This is a genomic window from Aeromonas sp. 600886 (assembly GCF_049174935.1).
Lineage (GTDB): Bacteria > Pseudomonadota > Gammaproteobacteria > Enterobacterales > Aeromonadaceae > Aeromonas > Aeromonas veronii_A.
Genome location: NZ_JAAKUB010000003.1, coordinates 236,890 through 260,065 on the forward strand (window position 1 = coordinate 236,890; position 23,176 = coordinate 260,065).

At 60.2% G+C, this 23,176-nt stretch carries 22 protein-coding genes; 5 read left to right on the top strand and 17 right to left on the bottom strand.

Features of this window, described 5'->3' with window-relative positions:
* Positions 1 to 33 precede the first annotated feature (33 nt).
* Complete coding sequence (locus tag G5179_RS04155; protein WP_421205298.1) at positions 34 to 1,089, bottom strand: FAD:protein FMN transferase; 1,056 nt, start codon at positions 1,087 to 1,089, stop codon at positions 34 to 36.
* 335 nt (positions 1,090 to 1,424) lie between these two features.
* Here G5179_RS04155 and azu point away from each other — a divergent pair, with 335 nt between their 5' ends.
* Entirely contained in the window at positions 1,425 to 1,865 is a 441-nt protein-coding gene (azu, locus tag G5179_RS04160) for an azurin (RefSeq protein ID WP_005337768.1), read from the top strand.
* Between the two features lie 114 nt (positions 1,866 to 1,979).
* Here the strand turns inward: azu and G5179_RS04165 are convergent, their stop codons facing one another.
* The 14 genes from G5179_RS04165 to G5179_RS04230 form a co-directional block, all read right to left on the bottom strand.
* Entirely contained in the window at positions 1,980 to 2,537 is a 558-nt protein-coding gene (locus G5179_RS04165; protein WP_421257919.1) for a HutD family protein, read from the bottom strand.
* Positions 2,538 to 2,622: 85 nt separating this feature from the next.
* The gene (locus G5179_RS04170; protein ID WP_421257920.1) at positions 2,623 to 3,282 is read right to left on the bottom strand and encodes a YceH family protein; all 660 of its coding nucleotides are present in this window, start codon (positions 3,280 to 3,282) and stop codon (positions 2,623 to 2,625) included.
* Positions 3,283 to 3,421: 139 nt separating this feature from the next.
* On the bottom strand, positions 3,422 to 5,560 hold the full coding sequence (locus G5179_RS04175) for a diguanylate cyclase domain-containing protein (protein WP_421257921.1): 2,139 nt from the start codon (positions 5,558 to 5,560) through the stop codon (positions 3,422 to 3,424).
* Positions 5,557 to 6,669 carry a sugar ABC transporter substrate-binding protein gene (locus G5179_RS04180; RefSeq protein WP_421257922.1) on the bottom strand — a complete coding sequence of 371 codons (1,113 nt, stop codon included), beginning with the start codon at positions 6,667 to 6,669 and terminating at the stop codon, positions 5,557 to 5,559. The genes G5179_RS04175 and G5179_RS04180 overlap by 4 nt, the downstream gene beginning before the upstream one ends.
* Before the next feature lie 243 nt (positions 6,670 to 6,912).
* Positions 6,913 to 7,128 (bottom strand): YdcH family protein, encoded by a 216-nt coding sequence (locus G5179_RS04185; RefSeq protein ID WP_005337763.1) that lies wholly within the window; start codon positions 7,126 to 7,128, stop codon positions 6,913 to 6,915.
* A 285-nt stretch (positions 7,129 to 7,413) separates the two neighbouring features.
* Positions 7,414 to 8,004 carry a hypothetical protein gene (locus G5179_RS04190; protein ID WP_204382038.1) on the bottom strand — a complete coding sequence of 197 codons (591 nt, stop codon included), beginning with the start codon at positions 8,002 to 8,004 and terminating at the stop codon, positions 7,414 to 7,416.
* Positions 8,001 to 9,362: an MATE family efflux transporter gene (locus tag G5179_RS04195; RefSeq protein ID WP_139464083.1), complete on the bottom strand. Its 1,362-nt coding sequence runs from the start codon at positions 9,360 to 9,362 to the stop codon at positions 8,001 to 8,003. Before G5179_RS04195 ends, G5179_RS04190 begins: the two co-directional genes overlap by 4 nt.
* Positions 9,363 to 9,483: 121 nt before the next feature.
* Positions 9,484 to 11,307 carry a SulP family inorganic anion transporter gene (locus tag G5179_RS04200; RefSeq protein ID WP_204419266.1) on the bottom strand — a complete coding sequence of 608 codons (1,824 nt, stop codon included), beginning with the start codon at positions 11,305 to 11,307 and terminating at the stop codon, positions 9,484 to 9,486.
* A gap of 71 nt (positions 11,308 to 11,378) precedes the next feature.
* Positions 11,379 to 11,969 carry a nucleotidyltransferase family protein gene (locus tag G5179_RS04205; RefSeq protein ID WP_216953238.1) on the bottom strand — a complete coding sequence of 197 codons (591 nt, stop codon included), beginning with the start codon at positions 11,967 to 11,969 and terminating at the stop codon, positions 11,379 to 11,381.
* A complete protein-coding gene (locus G5179_RS04210) occupies positions 11,956 to 12,216 on the bottom strand; it encodes a GNAT family N-acetyltransferase (RefSeq protein ID WP_005337747.1) in 261 nt (86 codons plus the stop codon). Before G5179_RS04210 ends, G5179_RS04205 begins: the two co-directional genes overlap by 14 nt.
* Before the next feature lie 203 nt (positions 12,217 to 12,419).
* The gene (locus tag G5179_RS04215) at positions 12,420 to 13,604 is read right to left on the bottom strand and encodes an iron-containing alcohol dehydrogenase (RefSeq protein ID WP_421257923.1); all 1,185 of its coding nucleotides are present in this window, start codon (positions 13,602 to 13,604) and stop codon (positions 12,420 to 12,422) included.
* 18 nt (positions 13,605 to 13,622) lie between these two features.
* A complete protein-coding gene (locus G5179_RS04220) occupies positions 13,623 to 14,141 on the bottom strand; it encodes a hypothetical protein (protein ID WP_421257924.1) in 519 nt (172 codons plus the stop codon).
* On the bottom strand, positions 14,122 to 14,742 hold the full coding sequence (locus G5179_RS04225) for a TetR/AcrR family transcriptional regulator (RefSeq protein ID WP_421257925.1): 621 nt from the start codon (positions 14,740 to 14,742) through the stop codon (positions 14,122 to 14,124). The genes G5179_RS04220 and G5179_RS04225 overlap by 20 nt, the downstream gene beginning before the upstream one ends.
* 11 nt (positions 14,743 to 14,753) lie before the next feature.
* Positions 14,754 to 16,199 (bottom strand): coniferyl aldehyde dehydrogenase, encoded by a 1,446-nt coding sequence (locus tag G5179_RS04230; protein ID WP_421257926.1) that lies wholly within the window; start codon positions 16,197 to 16,199, stop codon positions 14,754 to 14,756.
* A gap of 212 nt (positions 16,200 to 16,411) precedes the next feature.
* On the opposite strand from G5179_RS04230, the gene G5179_RS04235 reads away from it, so the two are divergent.
* The 3 genes from G5179_RS04235 (at position 16,412) to G5179_RS04245 (ending at position 18,339) form a co-directional block, all read left to right on the top strand.
* A complete protein-coding gene (locus G5179_RS04235; RefSeq protein WP_005353197.1) occupies positions 16,412 to 16,705 on the top strand; it encodes a hypothetical protein in 294 nt (97 codons plus the stop codon).
* A 223-nt stretch (positions 16,706 to 16,928) separates the two neighbouring features.
* On the top strand, positions 16,929 to 17,897 hold the full coding sequence (locus tag G5179_RS04240) for a nucleoside hydrolase (protein ID WP_421257927.1): 969 nt from the start codon (positions 16,929 to 16,931) through the stop codon (positions 17,895 to 17,897).
* A 106-nt stretch (positions 17,898 to 18,003) separates the two neighbouring features.
* Positions 18,004 to 18,339, top strand: coding sequence for a DUF3634 family protein (locus G5179_RS04245; protein WP_005353195.1), 336 nt, complete (start codon positions 18,004 to 18,006; stop codon positions 18,337 to 18,339).
* An 87-nt stretch (positions 18,340 to 18,426) separates the two neighbouring features.
* Here the strand turns inward: G5179_RS04245 and G5179_RS04250 are convergent, their stop codons facing one another.
* Together G5179_RS04250 and G5179_RS04255 are read right to left on the bottom strand one after the other, a co-directional pair.
* Positions 18,427 to 19,632 (bottom strand): c-type cytochrome, encoded by a 1,206-nt coding sequence (locus G5179_RS04250; protein ID WP_421257928.1) that lies wholly within the window; start codon positions 19,630 to 19,632, stop codon positions 18,427 to 18,429.
* The gene (locus G5179_RS04255; protein WP_043821315.1) at positions 19,629 to 21,554 is read right to left on the bottom strand and encodes an NAD(P)-binding protein; all 1,926 of its coding nucleotides are present in this window, start codon (positions 21,552 to 21,554) and stop codon (positions 19,629 to 19,631) included. The genes G5179_RS04250 and G5179_RS04255 overlap by 4 nt, the downstream gene beginning before the upstream one ends.
* 578 nt (positions 21,555 to 22,132) lie before the next feature.
* On the opposite strand from G5179_RS04255, the gene cyoA reads away from it, so the two are divergent.
* Positions 22,133 to 23,176 (top strand): cytochrome o ubiquinol oxidase subunit II, encoded by a 1,044-nt coding sequence (gene cyoA / locus G5179_RS04260; protein WP_421257929.1) that lies wholly within the window; start codon positions 22,133 to 22,135, stop codon positions 23,174 to 23,176.

Here is a 23,176-nt window from a genome sequence, read left to right on the forward strand (position 1 = left end):
TGAGAAGGCCCCGTTATCGGGGCCTTCTGTTTATCAGTGCTTTTCTGTCGGTTGCTTCGCCAGATAGTGGGCGAATTGGGGCGTGTACTTGGCCTTGAACCCCTGTTCGGTCTTGATGATGAGATAGACCGCCAGCTTGTGCTGTTTGGCAAATGCCATCCCCGCTTCGGGCCCCATCACCATCAGCGCGGTATCGAGGGCGTCAGCCTCAAGCGCGGTCGGGGTGATCACGCTGGCGGAGACCAGCTTGTGGGTGACCGGCTGGCCGGTGGCGGGATCTATGATATGGGAGTAACGCTGGCCATCCAGCTCGTAGTAGTTGCGATAGCTGCCTGCGGTGCTGAGCGCCATACCGTTGGGGATGACGATATCGGAAAACGCTCCCGGCTGATCGGAAGGTTCGACGATGGCCACTCTCCACGGTGAACCCTTGCTGTTGTGGCCCTTGCTGCGCACTGCACCGGCCACTTCGATCAGGTAGTTGTGTACCCCCTTGCTCTCGAGCAGGGCAGCGATTTCATCCGATGCCGCCCCTTCGCCCAGAGTGGATAGGTCGAGATAGAGAGCCGGGATCGTTTTTTCGAGCAGGAAGTGATCCCCTTGCGGGGTCAGGGTCAGCTTGTCGATGCCCACCTTGTGGCGGGCGGCGGCGATGGCCGCCTCATCGGGTCGCTTGACCGGCCGTTTGTCCGGGCCAAAGCCCCATAGATTGACCAGAGGCCCCACGGTCACATCCAGCTTGCCGTTGGTCAGTTTACCGGCATCCATCCCCTGCTGGACTATGATGGCCATGGCGGGCGGGATGGCGAACGGGGTATTGGCGGGCCCCTGATTGAAACGGGAGATGAGCGAGCCCGGATCGTAGGTGGAGATCTCCTTGTTCATCCGGGCCAGCAGGCTCTCTACGTCGCTTTTGAGGGCGGGCTCCCCACCGGGGTAGCTATCGCTCAGGGTCACCACATAGTAGGTGCCCATGGTCTTGCCCTGAATACGGGTCTGGGCTGGCGGGGTGGGCTGGCAGCCGGCCAGCGCCAGCAGCAGGGTCAGCAGCAGGCCGCGCAGGGCCGCCACGGGGGTTATCGCAATCATCCGGCGCTCTCATCTGGAGAAGGTTCATATCGGGGCGCTAGCTTAGCCAAGGGGCGCCCGCCGGGCGAGCCCTGATGGGGGCAATCGGAGGGAAAAGGGCAGAAAAAATTAAACATTTTTGAACCTGTGGCTGGAGCAGGTCGTATCGTCCATCCGTGAGGGAGATAGTGGCGAGTAGAGCACCGTCTGGTGACCTAGCCCGCAGCTTTGGCCAAAACCCATCGCCGATTGAAAACAATTGAGTAAAATGAAGGTCGATTTAGACGGCATCTTTGCGAAGCGTTCACCGCATCCGCCAAGTCGTTGCCATCCATTGCCAATCAAAGGAGAAGATGATGAAAAAGGCGATTACCCTGCTGTTTCTGAGTACTCTGGCTGCCCCGGTTCTGGCGGATGAGTGTGCACTGGTCATCGAAGGCAATGATGCCATGCAGTACAACCTCAAAGAGATGAGCGTGCCGGCCACCTGCAAGGAGGTGACGGTCACCCTGAACCATACCGGCAAGCTGCCTGTGACCGCCATGGGTCACAACTGGGTGCTGGCCAGCACCGCCGACTATCAGACCGTGGCGACTGCCGGGATGAGCGCCGGGGCCGAGAACGGCTATCTGCCCAAAGATGATCCCCGTGTACTGGCTCACACCAAGCTGATCGGCGGCGGCGAGAGCAGCAGCGTCACTTTCAAGACCGACGGTCTGGCGGGCAAGGATCTCACCTTCTTCTGCTCCTTCCCCGGCCACTTCGCCATGATGAAGGGCTCCTTCAAGGTCAACTAAGGTGCTGACTGGCACAAGCCGGTTGCCTCAATAGCAAAAGCCGGGATTTCCCGGCTTTTTCATCTCTGCTGTTTGTGTGTGGCGTGGCATGACTGCACACCGCCGACTTTTGCGCTATTTGGCCTGCAGGGTAAAGAAGGCGATGGCGGTCTTCTTCTGGCATTCGAAGTGAATGCTCTCTTCCCCGGTCACCACCAGCGTTTCGTTGATGGCCACCTCTTTGCCCTGCACTGCCAGCTGGCCGCTCAGCAGGTGACAGAGGTAGGTTTTCTCTGGCTCGAGGGTAAGGGTCAGCGGGAAGGGGAGGTTCAGCACCCGCACGTTGGCTCTGATGCGATCCGGGTGGTAGATAAGCCCGAGATCGGTCACCTCTTTTTTCAGCAACTCGCAGTGGGTCTCCTCATCGCCGCTAAAGTGCGCCGCCTCGAAGGTGGCGTAGGGGTGGCCGTTGAGCACAAAGCCTGCTCCGCTCACCGGCAGCAAAATGCGCTGATAGCCGGGAAAGGGGGAGAAGGGGCCCGCGCTCTTGATGGGGGCCGAGCTCAGTCGATAGTCAAAGTCGAGTTTGGCAAGGCTGCTCCCCTTGGGGGAGATGAGGATCTGGCTGGTAGTGCCCTGCTGGTTTTTCCAGGGCATCTTCTGGTGGTCTGACTCTTTAATCAGGGAGATCACGGGCACTTCCTCACGATGAAAAAACGCAGGGAGCCGGGGACATCAGCCCCGGCTCCCTGATAGAGAGTGGCGATGGTAAAGGCGATCAGCCCTGACCATCCAGTGCTGCCAGCCGCGCTTCCATGGCGGCGAGACGGCTCTTGAGATCGCTCACTTCCAGCTCCAGCTCGCTCAGACGATCGGCGGCAGGGGAGGCATAGGCCGCGGCGGGAGCGGCATCCATCATCGGCTGAATATCCACCTCCCCGCTAAACAGGTGGGCGTAGCGGGATTCGCGCTTGCCCGGTTCGCGCGGCAGCTTGACCACGTAGGGGCCACGCTCGATGAGCTGGGTCAGTACCGCATCTACCTCGGTGACATCATCGAAACTGCAGAGGCGGTTGGTGCGCGAGCGCAGCTCCCCCGGGGTTTGCGGGCCGCGCAGCAGCAGTTCGCATACGATGCCGAGCTCCTGGGCACTGAATTTCAGCTCGCCAAATTCGGTGTTGCAGAACCTGTGCTGGTAGCGGGGCACCCGGGCGTTGAAGCCTGCAGTGTTGACCACCAGCCGCTTGCGGATCAGCTCGTCTACCACGGCGCGGATATCGAGCTCGGAGAGCTCCAGCACCGGCTCGCGGTTGCTCTTCTGGTTGCAAGCGTTGACCAGTGCATTAAGGGAGAGGGGATATTGATCCGGGGTGCAGATCTCTTTTTCAATCAGACAGCCGATGACGCGGGCTTCCAGTGGGCCAAGTACTAACTCCATTTCCTACTCCCTTCCAAATCGAGACATCAAGAGCACCTATCTTAGTCATGGTCCGCGCCGCGTCTAGCGTTGCGCGCCATTTTTGCGAGCTGATCAGGGCGTTGGCGAAAGGCTCGCCAACGCTACAGACCTCTGCTTTTTATCGCTGCCCCTGATAGAAGCGCGCCTTATTGGCATACATGGCGTCGTCAGCCACCCGGCTCAGCTCCGCCAGCGGGGTCTGGTCGCTGCTGCTCCAGCCGATGGCAAAACGCAGCGGGAAGCTGTGCTCCCCATGCTGCACGATGGCGTGCTGCTGGCTTGCCTCCAACCTGCCTGCCAGCAGCTGACTGGCGAGGTGATCCGCCTCCGCCAGCAGCACGAACTCGTCGCCGCCGATGCGGAAAATCTTCTCATCCTGACGGCACAACGTGCGCAGCTGGCGAGCCATCTGGATCAGCAGGGCGTCGCCTGCCTCGTGCCCATACTGGTCGTTGGTACGCTTTAGGCCGTTGAGATCGAGCATGAAGAGGGCGAGGTGACGCTCGGGATGGCGTGCCAGCACCGCCTGATAGTGATGGAAAGCCTCTTCGAACGCCTGCCGGTTGGGCAGCCCGGTGAGGTTGTCGGTGCGGGCGACCCGCGCCAGCTCGTCGGTGAAGAGGCGCCCCTCGATGCCCACCGCCAACTGCTTGGCAAACAGCCGCAAGATGGCCCGGTCTTCGGACTCCAGCCCTTCTGCGCTCACCATCAGATAACCAAACAGCACGCCGCTCTGGCTACCGGGCAGGGTCATGATCTTCCAGAGAGCGTCATCCCACTGGCATTCGGAGTGTTTGACCTCTTCATCCATCAGTTGAGCCAGTTTCTCCTGCAAGGCATCCCGCAAGGGGGCATCGACCCCCTGGGTCAGGGAGTAGTGGGGCTGCCCGTCTCGGCGGATCACCAGTCCCCAGCGGTGGCCAGGATAGAGCTGCGAGAGTTGCAGCAGGGCGGAGCTGGCCAGCTCGGCAATATCGATATCCAACTGCTGGTGCAGACCGAACTGCAACCAGGATTGCAGGATATGGCGGCTGCGCTCCTCCCGGCTCAGGGCCGAGCGCAGAGCGGTCGTTTGCGAGGCAACCTCTTGCTCCAGTTCGTCGTTGAAGCCGAGCAGCCGCTGGTTGAAGGCCTCTTTCTCGCTATTGGCCTGCTGCAGCTGTTCATTTTGCTGATAGAGCGCCCGCACCTGATCCGAGATGGTGCTGGCCATCTCTTGCAGCAGCTGGCGCACCTCGTCGTACTCCACAAAGCGCAGCGGCGCCTGCCGTTGCTGGTAATTGCCCTTGCCATAGCTGCGCACCAGCGCGGCCAGCGAGCGCAGCGGTCGGGTGAGCCAGCGGGTGAGCCAGACGCAGCCGATGGCCACCAGCAGCAACATGACGGCGATGCTGACGGTCAGCAGCTGTTGGGATTTATTGAGCTCGCTGACCCTGTCATTGCTGTAGCTGTAGAGGGTGATGGTGGGGGTGATCTCCTGCTCCAGCTGGGGCCAGCCGATGGTCAAGAGCTGCGCCATCTGGCTGGGGACCCGGTCATCCATGTCTCTGGTGTTGTCATGTGAGCCCTCGTAGAGAGGGGTATCTCCTTGTGAAATGACCAGATACTCGCTCCCCTTGAGATAGGGTTCCAGCAGCTGGGCCATCTGTCGCCAGGGGAGGATAGCCATCACGAAGCCGGAAGGGGTCTGCATCACGCCAGCACGCTGGTGATTGCGATAGATGGGGGCCACCAGCGCCAGTCCGTCGCTGCGGTCCTGCTCCATATCGCCGATCAGCAGGGGATCATCCACAGGCATCAGCAGATGTTTACCCTGTTTGGCTTCCCGCGTCTTGCTCCAGGCCATCAGCTGTGGCATCAGGTTGCTCGATTCAAGGTGGGAGGCCCGGCCGTTGATGTACTCCACTACCCGACCCTGATCATCGATCAGGTAGGCCGAGGTCAGTAAACTGTTGGACTTGATGAAGGTAGCCAGCGCCAGCCGGGCATGACTGGAGAAGAGAAAATTCTCGAGTGCCTGATTGAGCACCCGGTCGTTGCTGAGTTGCTGAAGCTGGGTGCCGATCAGCTCGCTGCGAAAGCGAGCCTCACGGGTCATGCTGGTGAGGGCCCGTTCCAGCTGGGATTGTTCGCTCTGGGCAATGATCTGGTGCTGACGAGCCAGCAATATGCCGCTCACCAGCAGCGCAGGCAGCAGGGCAACGGTGAACAGGATGACGATGAGCGTGGGGCCGAGACGAAAGGTACGGTGGCTCATTTTGACTTGACCTGCCGGTATTGCTGATCAGCCAGTTGCTGCATGTAACGGGCCGCATCAGCAGCACTGCTTCCCTCCTTGAAACGCTCGAACCCCTTGTCCATCGCCTGCCAGGCAATGGACATGGCGCTGTCGGAAGGCATGGGAGTACTGAGGGTAAACTGTTCCAGCAGCACCTTTTCGTGCGGGGCGGGGTGTTGGTTGATGGCGGCAAAAGCCCGCTGATTGATTGGCAACAGCGCTCCCTGCCGATAGATCAATTGCTGATTATCGTCCCGCTGGATGAAGGCCATCAGGGCTTTGATGACGGCCTGCCGCTCTTCATCTGCCATTGCCCAACGAGAAACACTGAGAACGTAGGCTCCGCTCATGGAGTGCATCGGGCGATCTTCCCAGTGAGGCAGCAGGGCCACCCCAAGCCGTTCACCCATGTTTTTCACCAGGTCATTGAAAGCCCAGTCCCCATTGACCAGATAGGCACTCTTGCCCTCGTTGAAGCGGGCCAGGGCGGTATCATAGTCGCAGTCGGGATCGCCCCACTGCTCTCTGGCGACAGTACGGTATGCTTCCAGTGCCTGAACCATGGCCAGGGTGTCGAGAGTGATGCGCCCTTCGGTCACCGGCGAGCCACCAAAGGTAAGCAGAAACGCCGCAAAGTAGTACATGTCGTGATAGGGCCAGCTGACGGGGGAGACCCCTTGTGCAAGCAAGGGGGGAGTAATGGCGTTCAGCTCTTGCCAGCGGGTGATTGGGGTTGAGACAAGTGTCTTGTTGTAAAACAGCATCAGATGGTTGCCCTGCATCATGGGCATGCCCCAGCGCTGCCGGTCGAGGGTGACATAACGCAGGGCGCTGGCCATCAGCGCGGGGGAAAACCACTCGGCCGGGATGGGGGCGAGGGTCATCTGGCGATAGAGGCCGATAAAATCGGAGGGGATCAGCATCAGGTCGGGCAGCCCCCTTGCCTGAGCCGCCAGCAGGATATCTGCCTTGATCTTGCCCGGCTCGATCTGGGTGACGTGAACCTTGTGATTGCCTTCCTGATTGAAGCGGGTGACCACGTCGTCGATCACATACCCGGCCTGCTGGGAGTGCCACAACTCCAGCACTGGCTCCTGGGCCCGCAGTGGCTGAATGCCAGAGAAGATGCAAAGCAGCAAAAGATGATAAAAAACGCGATCTATGGTCATGTTACCATCACATCTGTACCTTGGATCAGAAATGAAAAATGTAACAAACAACCGCTACTGCCGGTAGTGTGGTGGATCAACTAATTGAGTTAAGAGACAAAAAGCCCGGCGCTTGGGCCGGGCTGAGGGATAAATTGCTTATCCGGATTATCTTCGAGGCATCTATTGTGGATGTTGCTTGAGGATGTCGTATATCTCCTCTTTCAGTTTGAGTTTCTGTTTTTTCAGATCCCTCACCTCGGCGCTATAGTCGCTGGCGTGATGTTTTTCCAGCTTTCTAATCTCCGCATCCAGGTCGTTGTGCAAGTCAAACTTCTTCTGGAAATGGACATCACTGCTCTTCAGTTTCGAGATAAGTTCTCTGTACTCTGGGAACATGTAATGGAGCCTCCTTGGTTTCGTTTGATTGTGCCTTAGAGACCAAACTACCCCTTACCCCCCCAGATAAATGTGATCCGGATCCAATTCGGCAACAATGGTTTGCTGCATAAAGAGTATGTTTTTTAACTTGTTGAATCAAAAGCAGATCAGACATTCATTAGTCAGAGGGAGAGGGAAAAACTGTAATCCAGATCACAGTTGTGACGGCGGGATGATGGCCGTTAGCCGGTAAACGGCAGCAAAAAAGGGGCATAGAGCCCCTTCATGTAACCGGTATGGCGTTTACTCTTTTTTCTTTTTCTTCTCGGGCAGCGGCTTACCGTCGCGGTGGATCACCTTGCCCGCTTCAAAGCCAATCTGGGCCGCCAGCTCCTCCAGATCCGCCGACTTGGCCTGATCACCGATGGCGTAGCGATAGTTGGCGATGGAGAGTTTGTCAGCCACCGGCGTGCCCGGGACGATAGGCTCGCGCCAGCCCTGGCCGATGTGGGCCACCAGGGTGCCGTTCATCAACAGCTCGCCGACGATCTCCTGGGTCGGATTGCCCTTGCCGTAGGTGAGACCCTGCGGGTGCTTCTTGCCGACCAGCGGCTCGTTGCTGGCGGGGATCAGCTTGGTGCGGATCAGCCACTTGGGCTTCTTGGTGTTGCCCACCGCCTTGCCGGTCTGGTACTCGTTGATCTTGATGGTCTTGATCATCTGGGCCATGAAGTCCTTGGTCAGCGCCTTCTGGGCGTCGCTGGTTTCATCGATGGCGATGGGGGCCACATACCAGGTCTGAGTGGCTTGAGCCTTGGGAGCGGCAGGGGCAGTTTGTGCCATGGCCAGGGGGCTGAGCAGGATGGCAGCCAGCAAGAGTCCTATCTTCTTCATTGTGATTCCGCTTTTGTTTCAACAAGAATTTTGTTTTGCCAGCGACGACTGCGCCAGCGCCAGAACATAGCCAGACCGCGCACCCACTCGTCGCAGGCCAGCGCCAGCCAGATACCGACCAGTCCATAACCCTGCATGATACCGAGGAAATACGAGAGTGGCACGGCAATTCCCCACATGGAGAGCAACGCCATGTAGAGGGGGAAACGGGCATCCCCGGTGGCCCGCAGGGCGTTGATCACCACCAGATTGAAGGTGCGCCCGGGCTCGAGGATAAGGCTGATAAGAAACAGTTGCGCCACCTGGGTGATGATGTCGGCATCATCGGTAAAGAGGCTGATGATGGTGCGGCCATTGAGGGCCGCCGCCACGGCGATGACGCAGGTGACCGCCAGCCCGAGCTTGAGGCTCTTGAGTAGTTGCTGATAGGCGCGATCGAACTGTCTGGCACCCGCCAGATGGCCGATGATGATCTCGTTGCCAAGGCCGATGGAGAGGCCAAACAGCAGGATAAACAGGCAGATCTGGAAGAAGTAGGATTGGGTCGCCAGCGCCTTGTCCCCCAGCAGTCCGACAAAGGCTGTCACCACCATAAACTGCAGCATCCAGGAGAGGTTCTCCCCCGCCGCCGGCAGTCCGATATGGAGCACCTTGCCCAGCATCTCCCGGCTGGGGTGGACGATATCACGCACCACCAGTCGAATGCCGGTCTTGCGGGCTACCAGCCACACCAGCAGCACCACGCCGATCAGGCGGCCCGCGACCGTGCTGATGGCGACACCGGCGACGCCAAGCTGGGGCAGGCCGAACCAGCCGTAGAGCAGCAACAGGTTGCCGACGAAGGTGATGAGGTTGACGATGAGGGTCACATACATCGCCTGACGGGTGTGGCCGTGAGCGCGCAGGGTCGCCGCCAGACAGAGGGCTGCGGCCTCCGGTAACAGGCAGAGACCGATGATTTGCAAGTAAAGCGTCCCGTCGCTCATCAGGTTGGTAGGCAGGTTCATCAGCGCCAGCATGGTGCTGGCCCCCGCCATCACACCGATGGCGGCCACCAGACCGATCAGCAGGTTGAAGCCGATGGCGGTGTGGATCACCACCCGACTCTTCTCCCGATCGCCGGCCCCCAGATACTGGGTGATCACCACGCTGGTGCCGATGCTGACGAAGCTGAACAATGTGATGGCGAGATCGAACACCTGATTGCCGACCGCCAGCGCGGCCACTCCCTGATAGGAGACGTGACCTACCATGAAGGTATTGAGGGCACCGGTCAGAAAGTGCAGGGCGAGATCGATAAAGAGCGGCCAGGTCAGCGCAAAGAGGGTGCCCGGGCCTGCGTGGGATTGAGATTGCATGGCATGTCCAACAGCTGGGAGGGTACGGGGAAGTGCCCCCTGGGGGCGCATTTAACACCAAGGCCCTGGCCGGTGCAATCCTTGTGCAGGATTGCACCGGCCAGGGGAGCAGGCCAAGGGGTCAGGCAGGCGTGGCGCCCGCCTCCTGTTCGCTTGGCAGGGTGAGGCGCGCCGAGTCGGGCAGGGCATCATCCTGCGGCCAGTTGGAGCGGATGGCATCAGTGGTGCTCTCCACCACCGCATCATCCTTGAACACCGGCTCGCGGTAGCAGCGGGTCAGGCGCAGCGCCTGATACATGTCGGGGCAGAGGATGATCCCTTCATCGCCCACCCGCACGCCCGCCTGCTTTAGCCAGTGGGTCATCTGGCCGTGGCGACCCGCCATCACCATATGGATGCCGCGCCGTTTCAGCTCTTTGTGCAGCTCTCCCACCATGCTCATCACGCTGATGTCCTGATGGGTGAAGCAGGCGACCGCATCGATCACCAGACACTTGGGGGCTCGGGGATCCTGTACCAGCAGGGCCATTACCCGGCGCTTGAAGTAGGGGGCGTTGAAGTAGGTCAGCGGCGAGTTGAAGCGATAGACCAGAATACCCGGGATCGCCTTGGCCTGTTCGTTGTCCCCCAGGGTACGTACTACCCCCTCGTCATCCATGCCGAGCAGCTGGTCGGTGGGGCGCATCACATTGCGCAGGAACTGGAATAAGCCGAGCAACACGGCGAGGGTGATCCCCGGGATCACTCCCATGGTGAGCACGCTGATAAAGGTGACCAGCGCCAACCAGAAGGCGGAGCGGTCGGAGTGGCGCAGCGCCCACAGTCCGCGAAAATCGGTGAGCGACAGAGAGGCCATCACCAGCACCACCCCGAGGGCTGCAGTGGGTATATATTTGAGCGGCGCCGTCAGATAGAAGGTGATGAGGGCGATCACCGCCGCAGCGATGATGGAGACCAGCTGGCTCTTGCCGCCGTTGGCGTCGTTGACCGCGGTGCGTGAATCCGCGCCGCTGATGGCGAAACCCTGGGAGACCGCCGAGGCGAGGTTGGCCATGCCGAGGGCTCGGAACTCCTTGTCCGCGTCGATTTCGTAACCGTTTTTGGCTGCGAAGCTGCGAGCGGTCAGCATCATGGAGACGAAGCTCACCATGGCCAGGTTAAGGGCGGGCAGCACCAGCTCCCGCATCAGACCGGGGGGAAATTCCGGCATCTGGAACGCGGGCAGGCCGGAGCCCACCGTCCCCAGGGTGGCGATATCAAATTGGCCGAGATTAAAGCCCCACACCAGCGCAGCGGTCACCACCATGGCCACCATGGAGGAGGGCCATGCCGGTTTGTAGCGCTTGGCCAGCAGCAGGGTGAGCAGGGCTACCAGACTCATGGCCAGGGTCGGCAGATGGGTCTGGGTGATATAGGTGGCCCCGCTGGCGATCCGCTCGATGAGGTAACGTTCGCTGAAGGTGAAGCCGAAGATCTTGGAGAGCTGGCCCACCATGATGGTGATAGCCACACCATTGAGCAGCCCCATCAGGATGGGGCGGGAGAGAAAGTCCGCCAGCACTCCCAGCTTGAAGCGGCTGGCAATCAGGCACCAGAAGCCGGTCATGGCGGTCATGGTCATCACCAGTTGCCAGTGACGGGTTGGGTCGCCTGCGGCCAGCGGCGTCACCACGGCGGCGATGACCGCACAGGTGGCGGCATCGGGGCCGACAATCAGCTGGCGGGAGGTACCAAACAGGGCGTAGACCAGCATGGGCAGGATGCAGGAGTAGAGACCGACGATGGCACCTACCCCGGCAAGCTCGGCATAGGCGATGGCGACGGGCAGCGCCACTGCCGCCACCGAGAGTCCGGCGCGAAGATCTGGCATCAACCAGGCGCGCTGGTAATGCAGCAGGGCGGCGAGGCCCGGTAGCCAGCGTTCGAGAGAGAAGAAGTCGCGCATTATTTAACCCATTGAGTTACAACCAGCTTTTCCCCTAGTGTGCCCAAGGTTATCGAAAGATTGCAATCAGGTTATGGCCAGTTTACCTGAAGGTCAGGCCAGATAGCCTGCCAGCGTTTCTCCTTGATGCGCTGGGTAAAAATCTGTTTGTCCTGACGACATCTGGGGTTGGCACTCACTTGCAGCGACCAGTTGATGGTAAAGCCGTAGGGGGCAAGCCACTCGAACTCGCCATCTCGGGTGAGGCGCACGCCGATGCAGGTGGGCACTTCGACCCAGTGGCTCAGCGCCTCAAGGCTGCTGGCAAACGGCGTTACCAGTTGCCGCGTGTGCATGCGGGCCTGATTGCGCACTTCCCACTGCTGATCCGGCAGCCGCTTTGCCAGCCAGGCTTCATGCGCCGTCTCGGCCAGCCCTTGCGGATCGGTTTTGTCGAGATAGATAAGGTCGATATCGTTGAGCGGGGTGGGCTCCGCCTTGTGGTGAAGGTGATCCCAGATGAGGTTGCGGATAAAGCCTGCTCCCAGCGCCCAGTCGGGCAGATTGAGCTCGGCCGCGGCTTGCAGGCAGGCCATCCGCTGCGGATCGGCCCGCAGCAGGGCTTCTGTTTTGGCTTGGAATTGCTGTTCGAGGGCGGAGTTCAGAGGTTCAGTTGTTGGCATTGCGGCGTAACCAGACATCAATGTAGCGGCAGCTCGGCACTATAGTGAGCCCCTCCGCCTGAGTCCAGTTGAAGAAGGCACGCGCCAGCTGATCGGCAATCCCCTGCACCCGCAGCTCGGGCGGCACGAAGGTGCTGTAGGCGTCGATGGTCTTGGCATCGAGCCGCCGGTAGCGCAGTCTCGACTCTTTCCCCTCCACCATACAGATGAACTGCTGCTGGTTGGCCTGATGGATGATGTCGCTCATGGTGGGCACCTCTGGCATAAAGTTGGGTCTCTCGGCACAACATAACTGTTAGCCAAGGTATAGAACAGATAATGAGAGCCCGTGGTCAATATCATCCCCCTTTGACAGAGGGCGCATCGATATCGCGATGTAGATCAAGGTGCCCGATGGTGAGTCGGGCACCGCGTTAGTGTCAGCACAAGAGTGTTGGCAAAGGGGAGGGATCAGACCCAGGCTCGCTCCAGCAGAGTGAGTAACTGCTCACGGTCGGCATCCTTGCGATTGAACAGCAGGGCACCGTCGTTGATCGCCAGATCGCGGATCTCGGTCAGTAGCGAGCGATCGCTTACCCCAGCCTCGCTCATGGTGCGCGGCAGCTTGACCGCTTGCCACAAGGTGTCGCGCAGGGTGCGAATGGCTGTGATGGTCGCCTCCGCCCGCTGATGGGCCGGGGTGGCCGCAAAGCGCTCTGCCCCCACCAGCGGCAACAGCAGCCGGGCCAGCTCGCTATCCACCTCGGGGCGGTTGTAGTCGAGCACGGTGGGCAAAAAGAGGTTCATGCACAGCCCGTGGGGCAGATGGCAGCGGGCTCCCAGACTGTGGCCGAGGGCGTGCACCAGCCCCACCATGGAGTTGGAAAAAGCCATGCCAGCCAGCGTTGAGCCTTCCGCCAGTTGCAGTCGCAGCTGTTTGTTTTGCGGGTCGTGGATGATTTGCGGCAGGGCGCTGGCGATCTTCTCCACTGCCATCAGGGCCAACGCATCGCTCACCGGGTTCTTGGCGGTACCTATAAAGGCCTCGATGGCGTGGGTCATGGCGTCCATGGCGGTGGCGGCGGTGATATTGAGGGGCAGTCCCTGGGTCAGGCGCGGGTCGAGCACCGCCAGCTGGGGCAGCAGGAAGGGGGAGGTGAAGGGCACCTTGCGCCCGCTCGCCTCATCCTTGATCACTGCAACCAATGTCACTTCTGATCCTGTGCCCGCCGTGGTGGGCACCACCGCCAGTGGCTTGAGGGGACGGGTCAGACAGCCAGCGCCCGAGTAGTCGAGCAGATGCTCCCCCCCCATGGAAGTGAGAATGTTGACTGCCTTGGCGGTGTCGATGACCGAGCCGCCCCCCAGCGCCACCAGACTGTCGCAGTCGAGCTCGCGATAGCGTTTGGCGATCCGCTCCACCACGGCGGTGGAAGAGTCGGCCGGGATCTCGTCCCAGATGGCAGCGACCGGCAGCTCTCCTTCGGCCAGCACATTGGCCAGCAGGGTGGCAAGGCCGGTGGCATTGACCCCCTTGTCGGTCAGCAGCAGCGGGCGACGGGCACCCAGGCTGGTCAGCTCGCTGGCCAGCTGCTCCAGCGCCTGTTCACCGGCCAGCAGTTTGACCGGGCAGAAGAAATCGTAATAGCGGCTCATTTCAAGGCTCCTTGCGCGTTAGCCGGTCACCAGACCCAGATAGATGTTGCAGGCCCGGCCGATCTTGTTGGTCGGGGCGGGATAGTGGCGCAGCAGAGGCCGCGCGATAAAGGCGGGCAGGATCAGGGACTGCAACTGCTCAAGCCCCCGCACCAGATGCATGGCGACGGTCAGGTCTCCCTCCACAAGCAGCCTGTTTTCGCCAAATGCCTGATTGACCCCGAGCCGAAAACTCAGGGCGCGAAAGGCGATATTGGGGTGCTTGAAGCGTACCCGCAGCGGATGGATGGTGGCATGGGGGGCGACAGGCGCACCGGGATACCAGCGACCACCCTGCTTGTGCATGTTCATGGCGTAGCCGATGCCGCCCACTTCGAGGCGAATAGCCAGCCCGTCCGGCAACGGCGCCAATTCGCGGCTTACCGCCTCATCGGTGCGGGCGGCGCGGCAGAGGGTGCGACCCACCACCCAGAGCAGAGTGGTGATCCAGAGGCGGCGGCCAAGGGCTGCCGCAGGTTCAAACATCCGTGTTTGCATGAGGATTGGCTCCTGAGATGGCTGACCAGAAGAGAGCGAACGCACTGGCTTGCCAGTAGTCGTCCTGTCCCAGCTCCGGTTGATCGACAAACAGTGATGCGCAGGCGAGGAACTGGCCCTGACACACCTCCAGCAACAGTGGCGCGGGGGCCTGCATCAGCTCGCCGCTGGCCTGCCCCTTTGCCAGCAGGGCAGGCAGAAAGCGCAGGGCATCGTTCAGGATCTGGCTGCGGGCCGGTCTGGCCAGCAACGGAGAGTGAAAGAAGCCGAGCACGAATTTGAGCTCATTGGGATGCGCCAGCATCCATCTCATCGCCAGCTGCCAGTAGTGGCGGGTCTGGTCGTACAGCGGCAGGGTGGGATCTGCTTCATGGATGGCGCCCCCCATCCGGGTTTTCACATCCTGATAGAGGGCGAGGATCAGCGCCTCCTTGCTCGGAAAGTGGTGGAACAGAGTGCCGTTGGCCACCCCGGCCGCCTTGGCGATTCGGGCGGTGGCAGCCCCCTGCAGGCCATCCTCGGCGCAGAGGGCGAGGGCAGCATCCAGAATTTGGCGGCGCTTGTCGGTCATGGTTTGTGGCTGCGGGATAGCCTGCTTCATTGTCATCTCCATCAGCGCAGGAAGAAGGCCATCATCAGCTTCTGGATCCAGCTGTGGTAGGGCGGATGGATCAGGGAGCCGGTGGTGAACTTGCCGCGGGTCAGCACGGTTTTCGCCTTGGAGAAGGTGAGGAACCCCTCGTGGCCGTGGTAGTGGCCCATGCCGGAGGCGCCGATGCCGCCAAACGGTACATCGTCGGCCGCCACCTGAAACAGGCTCTCGTTGATGGCCATGCCGCCGGAGTGGGTCTCCCGGGTCACTCGCGCCTGCAGCTCGGGGTCGAAGCTCATCAGATAGAGGGCCAGCGGGCGGGGACGTTCGGCGATATAGGAGAGCGCCTCCTCCAGGGTGTCATAGGGGATAAGCGGCAGCAGCGGCCCGAAGATCTCCTGCTGCATCACCTGACACTGACTTGGTACCCCGGTCAGCAGGTGGGGCACCAGCAGGCGACGCTGATCATCGCGGGCCGGGCTGCCACAGGGGTGGAGCTGGGCTCCCGCCTGTTCGGCTTCATCCAGCCAGCTGACGAGGCGCTGATACTGGCGGTCGTTGATGATGGCGCCGTAGTCCGCACTGTTGAGCCCCTGCGGGTAGAGCTTGCTGAAGTGGCGGCGATAGACGGCGATAAAGTTATCCACCTCGCTGCGGGGCAGCAGCACATAGTCGGGGGCGACGCAGATCTGTCCGGCGTTGAGGCTCTTGCCGAAGATCATCCGCTCGACCGCGGTGGCGACCGGCATGTCGGGGGCGATGAGACAGGGGCTCTTGCCACCCAGCTCAAGGGTGAGGGGGGTGAGCTGGGGCGCGGCGGCTGCCATCACCAGCTTGCCCACCATGGTGGAGCCGGTAAAGAGCAGGTGATCGAACGGCAGTGAGCTGAACGCCGCCGCCATCTGGGCATCTCCCTCGATGATGGCGATCTCGTTTTCGTCAAATACGCTGGTGAGCATGGTGCGCAGCACGGCATTGGTATGGGGGGTGAACTCGGAGAGTTTCAGCATCGCCCGGTTGCCCGCCGCGATGGCGGTGATGAGGGGGCCGAGGCTCAGCATCACCGGAAAGTTCCACGGCACGATAATGCCGACCACCCCGAGTGGCTGGAAGTGCACCTCTACTTTGGCGGGTGCCAGCAGCAGGCCGGTGTGGCGGCGGTGGGGCTGCATCCAGCGTTTGAGCCGCTTCTGGGTGTAGTTGATCTGCATGATGCAGGGCAGCACATCAGCGATCAGGCTGTCGTAGTGGCTGCGCTGGCCATAATCTGCCGCCAGCGCCTTGCACAGCTGCCCCTTGTGGGCGAGCAACGCCTGTTTGAGTTTGGTCAGCTGCGCCCGGCGCTCGGCCAGGGTTGGCATGGGGTGAGCCAGACTCGCCCGCTTGAGCCGCGCCAGCTGATCCGGCAGGGACAATTTGATGGCGAGGATATCCTCAGGAGTGTGTTGGAGCTGCGCCGCACCCATGTTGTTCTCCGCATGAAAAATGACCGACTGATTAGTCGGTCTAAATCTAGCTGTTTGTTACCGGAATGTAAAGCTGGCAAGCTGTCTGCCGTTCACCATGAGCCGGACGCAAGAGAGAACTGTGTGTCTCCCCACACTTTTGTGGTTTGCTCGTTGGTGACTTATCCAATAAGGGGTAGTTTTTGGCTATTAACCTACACGGAGAGAGCACTATGACCAGGGAACTGAACAGCTTGTTGGCCCGGCTTGAAGATGTGGTTGAGCGGATGCCGGATTGCTTCAACACCTACGAATTCGCCCAGAAGCTGGCACTGCAATATCAGCCGGAGTTCTTTGCCGCGGGCCACTCTCTGGCCGAGCACGAGGGCAAGGTACTGCGGGTGCTGCACCAGAAGATCGCCGAAGCGCTGGCAGGCAGCGAGATGGTGATTGAAGGGGCGCTGCTCCCCTGCGTCACCCCCTGGGGGGAGAAGGCGACCTCACCGCGCTGGCATCGCAAGCACTGAGGGGCGTAGTCAGGCAGATCGGTGCCAGATAGCAGATAATGAACAATGATAAAGAGCGCGGCGCTGGCAACAGGGCCGCGCCGTTCTTTGTGCAGATTGTCGCCAGCAGCGCCCCCGCTGCCGGGAGCAAAGGCCCGGTCTGTGATCCCATGCCGGGATACGAGACCGTCAGCCGGGTAGACTCTCCCTTTTGTCGCAGGGTTTGTCACCGTAGGAATTTCTCATGACCCATAAAATCATTCTGGATACCGATCCGGGTATCGACGATGCCATGGCCATCCTGTTTGCCGAGGCCCACCCCGCCATTGAGCTGCTTGCCATCACCACTGTTTTTGGTAACGCCACCATCGACAATGGCACCCGCAACGCCCTCTGGCTCAAGCAGAAGTACGGCATGAAAGCAGATGTGGCCAAAGGCACTGCCGCCCCGCTGCTGCGCGAGCCGGTCGGCCCTACCACCATAGTCCACGGCCCGAGCGGCTTTGGCGACATGGAGGCGGGGGAGGTGACTATCGCTCCGGATCCCCGCCCCGCCTGGCAATATATTGTCGAGGCGGTGAAAGCCGCGCCGGGGGAGATCACCCTCGTCACTATCGGCCCGCTCACCAATCTGGCGCTGGCGCTACAACAGGCGCCCGAGATTGTCTCGCTGGTGAAACAGGTGGTAGTGATGGGCGGCGCCTTTGGCGTCAACGGCCATCGCGGCAACGTCACCCCCTATGCCGAGGCCAATATTCACGATGATCCCGATGCCGCCGACCGGGTCTTTACCGCCGACTGGCCTGTGGTGATCATCGGGCTGGATGTGACCCAGCAGAGCTTCTTCAGCAGCGTCTATCTGGATGAGCTCAGGGACAAGGCGGGGGAGCCGGGCCGCTTCCTGTGGGATGTCAGCCGCTTCTACCTGCGCTTCTACTCGGAGAAGCTGGGGCTCTCCGGTTGCCACGTTCACGACCCGTCCGCCATCGCCTATGTGATTGATCCGACCCTCTTTACCCTGCGGGAGGGGCCGGTGCGGGTGATCACCAGCGGCCCGGCCATCGGCCACACCCTGCAAAAGTTCGATGGCAAACGCCACTCCCACGATGACTGGGCAGCCTATCGCCCGCAGCAGGTCGGGGTGGCGGTGCGCGATGAAGCCTTGCTGGCGCTCTATCGCGAGACGCTGGTGGGCTGGGGCAAGGACTGCTGAGCAAAGAGGCGCTATTGCGCTGACGCGGGGGCTGTGATCGGCGCCAAACAATCGGAGCGCACGGCCGCTTATACTGCCTTATATCAAGAGCTTGGGAGGGATGAAGATGGCCTGGATTTCCTTGATAGTGGCGATTGCGCTGATCTGGTGGTTGATGAAGCTGGGGCGTGGTGCCCTGTTCGAAATCCGCCTTGCCCCCGGCAAGGTGGTGGTCAAGCAGGGCAAGGTGTCACCCGCCTTTATTGAGCATGCCAAGCAGATCCTGCGCCACGACACGGTGCGCGGTCGCATTGTGGGGCAGCGTGATGGCGATGGCGTGAAGCTGATCTTCTCCCGCTCCATCCCCGAGCCGGTGGCCCAGCGTTTTCGTAATATCTTCCCCTATGGCGATTACCGCCAGCCAACGGCGCCACTGCCGGGGCCCAAATCCCGAAAGGGATAAGCACCGGAACCTGGTTCATCAATAGCAAACGGGCCTCCAGTGGAGGCCCGTTTTTATGGCACTTGGCCAAGAGAGAGCTGACAGCCCTTACTCCTTGCCGTTCAGCTCGCGCTGGGTCTTGACCGCCGCCGCCTTGACGGCGGTGCCTTCATTGCCCCAGGAGGCGCGCAGGGTGTTGACCAGCTCGGCGAGCCGCTCATCATCCATGGTCCAGCCATAGCCCGGCATGTGGTAACCCAGATGGCCGTGGGTGACCGGTGTTTCGGCACCGTGCAGCAACACGTTGATCAGGCTCGACGGATCGCTCGCCAGCACGGTGCGGTTGTTCACCAGCGAGGGGATGACGTGGTCATTGCCCTGGCCGTTGACCCCGTGACAGGTGGAGCAGTACATGGCGTAGTCCGCCTTGCCGCTGGCACTGGCGTAGGCGCGGGCCCCTTTCTCCGCCACCGGTTCATCTTTCAGATCGGTGAGATAGGTGGCGATGCTGGCCAGATCGGCGTCGCTGAAATACTGGCTGCTGTGAGTGATCACTTCCCCCATGGGGCCCGCGACCGCTTCATGCTGGCTGCGGCCGGTTTTCAGCAGATCGATCAGCGCCTGCTTGCTGTAACGGCTGCCGCGAATGTCGGGGGCATACCAGCCATCCAGCGCCGCCCCGCTCAGGTAGACGGGATCCGCCTCGGTCAGCGCTTTCTCCTGCATCCCCAATCCGCGTGGGGTGTGGCAGCTGCCGCAGTGACCGGCACCCTGCACCAGATAGGCGCCGCGGTTCCACTCTTCGCTCTTGCCTGCGACCGGGGTGAAGCGGCTGTCATCGTGATAGACCCAGTTCCAGCCCATCAGCGGCCAGCGCATGTTGAGCGGCCAGGGGATGTCGCTCTCCTTGTTGGCGATGGCCAGCGGCTGTACCTCCTTCATCAGATAGTGATAGAGATCTTCGAGATCCTTATCGCTCATCTTGGCGTAGGCGGTGTAGGGCATGGCCGGATAGAGGCGATGCCCGTCGCGGGCCACCCCTTCACGCATCACCTTGATGAACTCCGGCAGGCTGTAGTTGCCGATACCGTGGGTCTTGTCGGGGGTGATGTTGGTGGCAAATACGGTGCCGATGGGGGTCGGGAACCCTTTGCCGCCCGCCAGCGGCTTGCTGGTTTCGCTGGTGTGACAGGCAGCGCAATCGCCCAGCTTGGCCACGTATTCCCCCGCCGACATGGCGGGGGTTGCGTTGGCGGCAAGGGCGGGCAGGGCCAGCAGCAGGGCGCTGGCGGTCAGTGACAGGGCGCGGCTCATTGGGCACCTCCCTTGCTCATGGCTACCAGCTCGTTGACGGCGCGCCACGCTTCGTCGATGGCGGCGTGGGCGTAGGGGCTCCAGCCTGCATCCGAGTTGGCGATGGTGATGTTGCCGATCGGCTGGCGACCCAGTTCAATCCATTTTTCGCACTGCGCTTCGTCATCAAACAGGGTGTTGGTGACATAGGAGTAACCGTGAGACCAGCGGTTGACCGTGATGGCGAGGATGTCCTGCTCATGGTTGAAACCGGCGCTGCCGAGCATCCCCTGCAACTGTTCGCGGATCATCTGTTCATGCTGCTCGAACGGCATGCCGAGGATCATGGCGCGCCCCTTGCGGGACTGCTCGCGTGCCGAGAGGCCGCTGCCCGGCAGGGTCGGCACATAGACCATGTGCAGGCACATCGGCTGATCCGGGCTCTTGGGATGCTCGTAGCCACCCATGCTGACCGGATAGTCGAGCTTGACCCGGCTGTAAGGGGCCGCCGGGGAGTAGACCTCGTGTACCCCCAGCTTGACGAAGGCTTGCCAGTTCTTGATCACCACCTTGGTGTAGACCAGCGGCGCCTTGGCGTTCTGGCGCAGCGCCTCCTTCTGGGGCTCCGGCATCTCGGGCACCATGTAGGGGATCATCATGTTGTAGCCCGCCATGATCGACTGCTTGGCCCGTACCCGGTGCAGTTTCCCCTCCTTGATGTAGGTGACATCCACCGCCAGCTTGCCGTCGGCGAGGCGCACGTTTTTGGCCTGCAACGCCGTGCTGCCAAGTCGCAGTTGCACCTTGTGCTCAGGCAGGTCGAGCTTGCTGTAGTCAAACTTGGCCAGCACCACATCCTGCATGGTGTGACCCGGCGCCACCTGCGGAATGAGCTTGCGCACCATCAGGCGGGTGAGACCGGCGTTGCCATCGGGGAAGTGGAAGATGTAGGGATCGTCCAGCTCCGCCTGCTCCTCGGCATCCAGCGGCGTCAGATTGAGGCCGTCGAAACCCGGCAAGGCGCAGAGGCGCGCATCGGCGCAGGCGGTGGCGTCGATGCCGACCGCCTGGAAGTCGTTGGTGCGCTGCTGGAAGTAAGTGATCGCCCGCTCGCTGAGACCCACTTTATCGCGCAGGAAGGTGGTGTAGCTGTTGCGGGTCACCCACTCGTCCTGCTGCTCGCGGGTCATGCCGCTCAGGTAGTCGATCTTCGATTCGTGCAGGGCCAACAGGGCGGCCTTGTCGGCATCATCGAGGGGGAAGTCACCGATAAATTCTGCCAGCGGCCGGCCGTTCAGGCGATCGCGGGGGATGTCATCCGCCACGTTGTGACCCGGATCCCCGTTCACTATCTTGTTGACGCCAAAGTGTTTCTCGTCGAAATAGACGCCGCGGCTTAGCCCCAGATCCGGATAGAAGGTCTGCTGGAAACCGGCGGCCAGCTCGTCGATGTTGACCTCCAGCGCCTTGAGCAGACCGAGCGCCACCGGGCTGTAGACCGAACGCGGGGATTGCAGGGATTCACTGCCGCCGTAACCCAGACGCAGGCCATCGGGGGTGGTGAACTCGTTGCGCTTGGCGTGGCCGCCAAAGTCGTCATGGTTGTCGAGCAGCAGGATCTTCTTATCCGCGCCGAGCAGTTGCTGATAGAAGCAGGCAGCGGCCAGACCGCTGATGCCGGCGCCGACGATCACCAGATCGTACTCTCCCTCAAGGGGAATATTGGCGAAGTCATATTGCTTGCCGTCACGGGCGATGCTGTGGGCCGGTTCGAAGGAGCCCGGGTGGTTACCGCGTAGGCCGGTGAGGGCGGGCGGGTAGGCTAGGGTTTTATCCGCCAGCGTGCTGCCGCCTTCGGCAGCCTTGAGCAGATTGATGGGGGCGACGCCTGCCGCAATGGTGATGGCAACGCCGTTGAGAAAATCTCTGCGTGTAATACTCATGGCAATACCTGTTGTATGAAAAATGGAAAAGTACAGAGTGGGGTAGCTGGCCAGCAGCAAGAGGACGCAACCTACCGCCATATTTTTATGGCGTCTATATGGGTTGATAATAACTTATTAAACAGATTGATCAAACGAGTATGGAGTGACATATCTGTTTGGGTTCGAATTGTTAAAAAACAATCCAGCTAAAAAATATCGTGCTGTGTTCTGTTCGTCGCGTTTAATTACGTAAATGATGATGAGTTCAAATTGTCGCAGATCATCAAAGTCGACAGGTGTTTATTATTCATGCTGGAGGATTAATTTTTCGTCATATATACCCATATGCTATGTAAGGTTAGTTGGCGAGATAATGCTCCCTGTCCAATTATAAATTGAGAAGAGAGTGTCATTGATTAATTATGGGAAAAGGCGCCATTAATAGTGATACGGATGCAAAATTAACATTTTTCACATGCTGAGGCCAAGTTTGGCACAATCTTAAGATTAATTTTCCATGTTGTTTACATGTTCCGGTTCTGATCACAATGTTGCCCGTTTTTACAACTTTAGCCTTGCGACCATAAGGACACTGCATGAGACCTTTTGAATTAAAGAGGGGCTTGGGTGCTTTGCTGTTGATCGCATCGGCCAGCTTGCTGACCGGCTGCGACATGGCCTTGATGAATCCTAAAGGGCAGATTGGTCTGGAACAGAAATCACTGATATTAACCGCCTTGGGGCTGATGTTAATTGTGGTGATCCCTGTGATTATTATGGCGGTGGTCTTTGCTCGTAAATACCGGGCATCAAATACCAATGCCAAATATACTCCGGATTGGTCTCACTCCAATAAAATTGAGGCGGTTGTCTGGACCGTACCAGTTATTATCATCGTCATTCTGGCAACCATTACCTGGAAAACTTCCCACGAACTGGATCCCTACAAGCCGCTGGAGTCTACGGTGAAGCCGATCCAGATTGATGTTATTTCCCTCGACTGGAAATGGCTGTTTGTCTACCCAGAATTAGGGATTGCCTCGGTCAATGAATTAGCATTCCCGGTCAATACCCCCGTCAATTTCCGGGTGACTTCAGACACTGTCATGAACTCCTTCTTCATTCCCAAGCTGGGCGGGCAAATTTATGCCATGGCAGGTATGCAGACCAAGTTGCATCTCATTGCCAATGAAGCAGGCGCGTATGACGGTATCTCCAGCAGTTATAGCGGAGCCGGTTTCTCGGGCATGAAGTTCAAGGCGATTGCTACGCAGGATCAGGCCGGTTTTGATACCTGGGTTGCCAAAGTCAAGGACTCTCCCAAGATGCTGACCACCATGGATGAGTTCAATGCGCTGGCCAAGAAGAGCGAAAACCACCCGGTAGAGTATTTCTCAAGTGCCGATCCGGCCCTTTTCGTCAAGCTGATCAACAAGTTTATGGGTTACATGGGGCATGGCGAGCACAAGGGGATGACCCATAAAGCCCCCTCAGAGCATGGCGCCGCCATGAATCACGATGACATGGCACATATGCAGATGGACCATGCCGCTATGGCGCATGACGGGCAGAAGGAGCATGCCGGACATATGAACGCGCCGTTGGATAACAAGGCTGTGCAAGCAGGATCCGAGGAATAA

Coding starts and splice junctions, on each gene's coding strand:
- G5179_RS04190 (WP_204382038.1), bottom strand. CDS start 8,004: ATGAAGAAGATAGGACTCTTGCTGGCTGCCATCCTGCTCAGCCCCCTG.
- G5179_RS04170 (WP_421257920.1), bottom strand. CDS start 3,282: ATGGAGTTAGTACTTGGCCCACTGGAAGCCCGCGTCATCGGCTGTCTG.
- azu (WP_005337768.1), top strand. CDS start 1,425: ATGAAAAAGGCGATTACCCTGCTGTTTCTGAGTACTCTGGCTGCCCCG.
- G5179_RS04205 (WP_216953238.1), bottom strand. CDS start 11,969: ATGCCAACAACTGAACCTCTGAACTCCGCCCTCGAACAGCAATTCCAA.
- G5179_RS04225 (WP_421257925.1), bottom strand. CDS start 14,742: ATGAAGCAGGCTATCCCGCAGCCACAAACCATGACCGACAAGCGCCGC.
- G5179_RS04255 (WP_043821315.1), bottom strand. CDS start 21,554: ATGAGTATTACACGCAGAGATTTTCTCAACGGCGTTGCCATCACCATT.
- G5179_RS04195 (WP_139464083.1), bottom strand. CDS start 9,362: ATGCAATCTCAATCCCACGCAGGCCCGGGCACCCTCTTTGCGCTGACC.
- cyoA (WP_421257929.1), top strand. CDS start 22,133: ATGAGACCTTTTGAATTAAAGAGGGGCTTGGGTGCTTTGCTGTTGATC.
- G5179_RS04235 (WP_005353197.1), top strand. CDS start 16,412: ATGACCAGGGAACTGAACAGCTTGTTGGCCCGGCTTGAAGATGTGGTT.
- G5179_RS04240 (WP_421257927.1), top strand. CDS start 16,929: ATGACCCATAAAATCATTCTGGATACCGATCCGGGTATCGACGATGCC.
- G5179_RS04220 (WP_421257924.1), bottom strand. CDS start 14,141: ATGCAAACACGGATGTTTGAACCTGCGGCAGCCCTTGGCCGCCGCCTC.
- G5179_RS04230 (WP_421257926.1), bottom strand. CDS start 16,199: ATGGGTGCGGCGCAGCTCCAACACACTCCTGAGGATATCCTCGCCATC.
- G5179_RS04215 (WP_421257923.1), bottom strand. CDS start 13,604: ATGAGCCGCTATTACGATTTCTTCTGCCCGGTCAAACTGCTGGCCGGT.
- G5179_RS04175 (WP_421257921.1), bottom strand. CDS start 5,560: ATGAGCCACCGTACCTTTCGTCTCGGCCCCACGCTCATCGTCATCCTG.
- G5179_RS04210 (WP_005337747.1), bottom strand. CDS start 12,216: ATGAGCGACATCATCCATCAGGCCAACCAGCAGCAGTTCATCTGTATG.
- G5179_RS04200 (WP_204419266.1), bottom strand. CDS start 11,307: ATGCGCGACTTCTTCTCTCTCGAACGCTGGCTACCGGGCCTCGCCGCC.
- G5179_RS04185 (WP_005337763.1), bottom strand. CDS start 7,128: ATGTTCCCAGAGTACAGAGAACTTATCTCGAAACTGAAGAGCAGTGAT.
- G5179_RS04245 (WP_005353195.1), top strand. CDS start 18,004: ATGGCCTGGATTTCCTTGATAGTGGCGATTGCGCTGATCTGGTGGTTG.
- G5179_RS04250 (WP_421257928.1), bottom strand. CDS start 19,632: ATGAGCCGCGCCCTGTCACTGACCGCCAGCGCCCTGCTGCTGGCCCTG.
- G5179_RS04155 (WP_421205298.1), bottom strand. CDS start 1,089: ATGATTGCGATAACCCCCGTGGCGGCCCTGCGCGGCCTGCTGCTGACC.